2 protein-coding genes and 1 CRISPR repeat array are annotated in these 6295 nt (G+C 70.4%); both genes read right to left on the reverse strand.

What is annotated here, in order from left to right; translation table 11 throughout:
* Positions 1 to 862: 862 nt before the first annotated feature.
* Positions 863 to 1180, reverse strand: a complete 318-nt coding sequence (locus IE321_RS40060) for a hypothetical protein (protein ID WP_190226566.1) — start codon at positions 1178 to 1180, stop codon at positions 863 to 865.
* Positions 1181 to 2543: 1363 nt separating this feature from the next.
* Positions 2544 to 5583: direct repeats of the CRISPR family, unit length 29 nt; unit sequence GGGTCCATCCCCGCGTGTGCGGGGAGCAG.
* 213 nt (positions 5584 to 5796) lie between these two features.
* Positions 5797 to 6075, reverse strand: coding sequence for a hypothetical protein (locus IE321_RS40065; protein WP_190226567.1), 279 nt, complete (start codon positions 6073 to 6075; stop codon positions 5797 to 5799).
* Positions 6076 to 6295 lie beyond the last annotated feature (220 nt).

Genomic DNA, 6295 nt, shown 5'->3' on the forward strand with positions numbered 1-6295 from the left:
GTGGGTGTGGTGTGACGGGTGCGGGTGTGGGGTGGGAGGTTGTTTGTGGTGGAGCGCCCGCCTGCGGCGGGGTGTAGTGCAGGTAAGTGGGTTGGTGTGGCGGGTGGTTGAGGGTGTGTTGGATGGTGTGCGGCCCCTGCGGGGCCGGCGGGGCGTGTCGGCCGTTTGCCGCGCTCGAGGGATGTGACTTCGAGTGGTGTTGGGGTGGTGGTTCACGAGCGTAGGGACGTCACATGGAATGTCACTATGAGTGATTGATGCGCAGGAAGCTCAAAGATAGTTGTCTAGACCTTTATCAAAGTATCTCAAACCACTCATATACCTCCAACTGTCAGAAATCTTGCTTCGGGTGAGCGGCGCTCAAAAAGCTGTCAGCAGACACCTCCTGCCGGGTCATCAACACCCCGTGCAGAAAGCGCATCAAGACGAGCCGTCACCCATCTCCCCTCCGAAGACAGCGGCAGCCTCAGGGGCGTACCGGCAGGGTGCTGTGTGCCGGGGGCGCGGCCCGGGCGGGGCCAGCTGCGAAGCACGCCGCTCGTGAGTTCGAGCGGGCAAGCGGGCAGAGGCCATGCTCCGGCGACCGGGAAGGAGGCGCTGGGGAGCAGCCCCTGTAGGCATACGGAAAGCGTATGCCTACAGGGGCGGTCATCCCTCATACGGAAACCGCATCCCCTGCCCCGCACCCCGCGGGAAGCAGCTCGGGCTCGGATGGCACCGTCACACACCAGTCCCGTCCCCCACCGGGCAGGGCCGGGCACGAGCGCCACGGCCGGGCGGGGCCAAAGCGCCTACGGACAGGGAGCAGGAGGGGGCTGTGGCCGCCGCGGAGGGCAGTGCTGGCCCGACGGGGGCTTACCTGTCACACAGACACAGCAGGGCAAGAAAGCCCCCGGCCCGGCCGGCTATTCGGTGGCAGGTGAGTTTGACCGATTGCCAGGTGAGCTTGACCGTCCGGTTGCCAGCGGCGGCAGATCCAGTGGCTGTTGCCGGCCGGGTGCCTGTGATGCTCGCCGGTCGGGCGAATCACCACAATGGCGCCGCCCTCATACGAGACGCGGTCGCCCACCGTGACGAATATCGGCCGGTCCAGGACGACCTGGAAGTCGGAGTTGAGCTGGAACTCGCTGAGGAGCAGCATCCGTGGCACAGACGTGACGCCGTCGAAGTCGATACGCACGGGATCGAGCATCCTGGAGAACCCGGTACGACCGCGACAGGTTTCCCGGCCTCGAGACACACCGCATCGGCCAGCGGGCCCCAACTGCCGGACCTTTGGGCAAGATCAAGTGACAGGAATCCATCCGCAGTCAAGATGGGGGACCAATCAGTTGAGATCACCTGTCCCAAGACACCGGCCGACGCTGCGCGAAAGCTGCGAACAAGACCCCCTCACAGTCATCAGCCCACCCCGCCACCTGGGAAAACAGCCTGAGAGGCTCCCAGCCCCCCGCACTCACCACAACGCCACCCAGACACAGACCCGCCGGCTCCCGCGCCGCCAGAGCCCCACAGACGGCAGACCGGCACACAGGCCCAAGCAAGGGCCGGAACCGGCGACAAGCAGGAGCACGGGAGGACGCAGCAGCGGATCCAGGACCTTTGCCGGGCGCGGCCCCTCGCCCCACCCGCGCGATCAGAAACAGCCAGCAACAGGAGCAGGAGCAGCACGCCGCGCCGACAGGAGCACAACCTTCCCACACGCCCCGTATGCGTTTTCCGCATGCGGTATACAGAACCCCGGCGCTATGCGGAAAGCGCATCACCCATATAACCGAGCCGGGAACCACCCCCGCCACCACCGAGACCACCCCTGCCGGTACAGGAGGCAGAGAGCAGCGCCCCGGCCAACGACCACAACAACCCCGGGGGCCACACTGAGGGCCGTCCCCACAGAGCACAGGGAACGGCCCCGTTCCCAGTCCTCCGGGGCCGTCCCCGGCGGGGGAAGGGGAGCAGCGGCAGGTCGGCGAATCCTTCACATACCGCGAGAGGTCATCCCCCGCGAACGGGGAACAGGTGGTCGGGGTTCGAGCCGGCCGGTCCCGGGAGCAGCCGCGGGAAGTGTGGCACGAGGTCGATGGAAGCCTGCCCGCCGCACGAAACCCGGCCGGACGAGGGCCCCGGTCAGCCCGACCCGGTGCCGTGCGAAAACCACACCCGTCCCCCACTCGCAGCTCTCAGCACACCCCACCAGCAGGGAAAACAGCCTGAGAGGCACCCAGAACCCCTACACTCACCACAGGGCCACCCAGACCAGACCGCACCTGGCTCCCGCGCCGCCAGGACCCCCGCAGACACCACAAGAGCGGCGCCCCCTGGGACAGAACCCAGCTCTGTGCGGAAAACGTATCACCCACTCCCCCACCACCCGCCCGTGTGGGGAGCAGGCGCACAGCATCGGGTACGCCTCGGTCACCGAGGAATCATCCTCGCGGGCGCGGGGAGCAGACGATCTGCTCGGGCCTGGGCCTGTACCTGGCGGGTCCATCCCCGTACGAGCGGGAGCAGTTGACGGCATCCCGGACCGATACGGGCACCTCGGGGCCATCCCCGCGCGAGCGGGGAGCAGGACGGGGTGCTGACGCCTTCGATGGGGAGGCCGGGTCCATCCCCGCGCGGGCGGGGAGCAGCCCTCGGGGTCGGCGTTGAAGATGACGGAGCCGGGTCCATCCCCGCGGGTGCGGGGAGCAGGGCGGCGGAGAGCTGCCGCTCATGCCCTTCGAGGGTCCATCCCCGCGTGTGCGGGGAGCAGTGGAAGGTGGCACGGTGGGGCTCCCGTGTGTGGGGTCCATCCCCGCGTGTACGGGGAGCAGACGCCGGGCGAAACAAAAGCCCTTGTCGCTCTGGGTCCATCCCCGCGCGGGCGGGGAGCAGTCCGCGGCAGCCACACCCGCGCCGTACAACGCGGGTCCATCCCCGCGTGTGCGGGGAGCAGGCCTGGAGCGCGAGGAACGTGCCGAGCTCGGGGGGTCCATCCCCGCGGGTGCGGGGAGCAGATCTGCCTCGGCACCAGCGCCGGCATCGCAGGAGGTCCATCCCCGCGGGTGCGGGGAGCAGTGGCTGCAGCAGAAGTTGGCGAAGCTGAAGCCGGGTCCATCCCCGCGCGGGCGGGGAGCAGTACAGGAACAGCTTCCGCGTCCGCAGGATCAGGGGACCATCCCCGCGCAGGCGGGGAGCAGTGGCCGGGGAGGCGCGCCTCGTCCTGGGGGCCATCCCCGCGCGGGCGGGGAGCAGTTCCTGCACTGGGGTGGCGTCCTCGGCGTCGCGGGGGCCATCCCCGCGCGGGCGGGGAGCAGGTGATCGACGGGTGTTCGCGGCCCTTGGCCTTGGGTCCATCCCCGCGCGGGCGGGGAGCAGGTCCATCCCCGCGCAAGCGGGGAGCAGCAGTCCGAGGCCCTCGCCGCCTTCCGCGCGGTGGGTCCATCCCCGCGCGGGCGGGGAGCAGGAGGGGAACGCGGGCTGGAACCGGGCCCTGGTGGGTCCATCCCCGCGGGCGCGGGGAGCAGGAGCTGGGCGAGGAGCACGATCGGCAGGTGCCGGGTCCATCCCCGCGGGCGCGGGGAGCAGCCCTCCTCGCCAGGCTTGAGTCCCCAGTCCTTGGGACCGTCCCCGCGGGCGCGGGGAGCAGGACGCCGAGCCCATCTCCGCGAGCACAAGCTGGGGACCATCCCCGCGGGCGCGGGGAGCAGGTCGCGGGCGCCGCGCCCGGCGCAGCGGCGCCGGGTCCATCCCCGCGGGTGCGGGGAGCAGCAGGCGGGGGCCCAGTCCGGTGCGGCCGGCCCGGGTCCATCCCCGCGGGTGCGGGGAGCAGGACGTCTCGGTGGTCTTGAGCGCCTTGACCTGGGGTCCATCCCCGCGGGTGCGGGGAGCAGGTCTCGCCGCTGCCGAGCTGGGTCTTGGCGTTGGGTCCATCCCCGCGGGTGCGGGGAGCAGTGCTCACCCGGGTCCGGGATCGGCTGCTCGGGGGGTCCATCCCCGCGGGTGCGGGGAGCAGGACGTCGAGACGATCCAGCTCGGCGCCGGAAAGGGTCCATCCCCGCGGGTGCGGGGAGCAGGATGGACCGGCCCTTCGTGTGGACCGGTTCGAGGGTCCATCCCCGCGTGTGCGGGGAGCAGCCGGGCACCATGGGCCCCCGTGAGGTGCTCGTGGGTCCATCCCCGCGTGTGCGGGGAGCAGTGGCCCGCCGGCCGCTTCGTGAAGAGGTTCACGGGTCCATCCCCGCGTGTGCGGGGAGCAGATCGACGCCGAGTTCACTGCCGCCGTGATCCGGGGTCCATCCCCGCGGGTGCGGGGAGCAGCGATTTTCAGTTTGCAGGCTTCTGACCTGCGCGGGTCCATCCCCGCGTGTGCGGGGAGCAGCCCGGATACGACCACGTCGTGACCCGGTTCGAGGGTCCATCCCCGCGTGTGCGGGGAGCAGTGGGGCCGCCACGACTGGTACGGGGTCTCCGTGGGTCCATCCCCGCGTGTGCGGGGAGCAGCCCGGATACGACCACGTCGTGACCCGGTTCGAGGGTCCATCCCCGCGTGTGCGGGGAGCAGGCAGTCGCCGAGGCGGAGGCCGCCGTCGTCACGGGTCCATCCCCGCGTGTGCGGGGAGCAGACCACCGTCACACCGCAGGATGTCCGCGACGTGGGTCCATCCCCGCGTGTGCGGGGAGCAGACCTTCGCCGAGCCGTCCACGGGCGGCGACGCGGGTCCATCCCCGCGTGTGCGGGGAGCAGTGGTCCGGGGTGGCGGAGTGGGCCAGCAGCTCGGGTCCATCCCCGCGTGTGCGGGGAGCAGCCGGATGCCGAGGTCGTACATGTAGACGTGGTAGGTCCATCCCCGCGTGCGCGGGGAGCAGGTCGGGGCGATCGTGACGGGGTCCACCCCGTTGGGTCCATCCCCGCGGGTGCGGGGAGCAGCGAACCGTAGACGCCCACGAGGGGACCGCCCTGGGTCCATCCCCGCGGGTGCGGGGAGCAGCCGGACGAGGAGCTTTCCGAGGAACTGGGCGAGGGTCCATCCCCGCGTGTGCGGGGAGCAGGCGAGTCTGCCACGGGCACGCACAGTGCGCGCGGGTCCATCCCCGCGTGTGCGGGGAGCAGCGGAGTCCGGGATCACTTCCTCGGCCTCACCGGGGTCCATCCCCGCGTGTGCGGGGAGCAGAGGGCGACGCCGCCGGCCGCGACCATCATGACGGGTCCATCCCCGCGGGTGCGGGGAGCAGTACTCGTCTTCCTTGGCCAGACGCTGTGCGAGGGGTCCATCCCCGCGTGTGCGGGGAGCAGATCGCGTCCTCGATCTCGGGGAGGCTGATGACGGGTCCATCCCCGCGGGTGCGGGGAGCAGGACGACCACCAGGACCCGGGCAGCTGGCCCGCGGGTCCATCCCCGCGGGTGCGGGGAGCAGATGGCGCACTGGAGCATCAGGGCCCGGACCGTGGGTCCATCCCCGCGGGTGCGGGGAGCAGCCGCCGGTCTTGGTGACGGTGACGGACATGGTGGGTCCATCCCCGCGGGTGCGGGGAGCAGTTCGCGCTGCCGATGCTGAGCGCCTTATCCAGGGGTCCATCCCCGCGGGTGCGGGGAGCAGGTCTCCGTCGGTGTGTTTTGGCCCCACTAGAACGGTTTTGGCTGGCCCCACTTTTGGGCCGTGTGGGTGACGGGTCAGGGCGGTGTCGAAGAGGAACGGTTTGGAGTGGCCCCAGTCCCCCGATCGCGTGAGCAACCAGACCGCTCTGCCAGCGGCTGTCTGTCGGTGAGGGACGGTTCTCAGCGGCCTCTCAGCCGCGGCGCCAGTCGGTGGTCAGTTCGCCTTGGGGTCCTGCGGCAAGGGTTCAGCGTCGCTGTCTTCGGCAGGACTGGCCGGGCGGTAGCGGCCCATGCTCCCGAGGATCAGGACGGCCCCAAGAGGGGCCGTTCCGTAGAGCACGGGGAAGTCCTTGCCGTATCGGGTGATGAGGAACGCCAGGCCCGCCAGGGCGAGGATCAGGAAGGGGCGCCTGATGACGTGACCGCCCACGATGGCCAATCGGCGCCGCGTTCCGCGCGCTTCGGTGAGCCGTGTCCAGCCTGACGGTGACATGACGTCAGCGTAGCCCGGGCAGCAGTCGTCAACACCAGGTGCCCGCGAATCAACGCCCCACTGCTCCAAGCGAGCGCACTCACATCGCGCCGGCAGCCAGGTGGGGCCACTTCAAACCGTTCCTCGGTGGGGCCAGACGAAGCCGTTCCCCTGGGGCCAAAGGAGACCGTCCTAGTGTGATGCGCCAGAAATCCTGAGGGTTAGTTCTGCTCTGTTTTCT

This window comes from Streptomyces hydrogenans, assembly GCF_014656075.1.
In the GTDB taxonomy this organism is placed as follows: domain Bacteria; phylum Actinomycetota; class Actinomycetes; order Streptomycetales; family Streptomycetaceae; genus Streptomyces; species Streptomyces hydrogenans.

What these genes read in the sequence shown, in the direction of transcription:
- IE321_RS40065 (WP_190226567.1), bottom strand. Translation starts at nt 6,075, where the DNA reads ATGTCACCGTCAGGCTGGACACGGCTCACCGAAGCGCGCGGAACGCGG.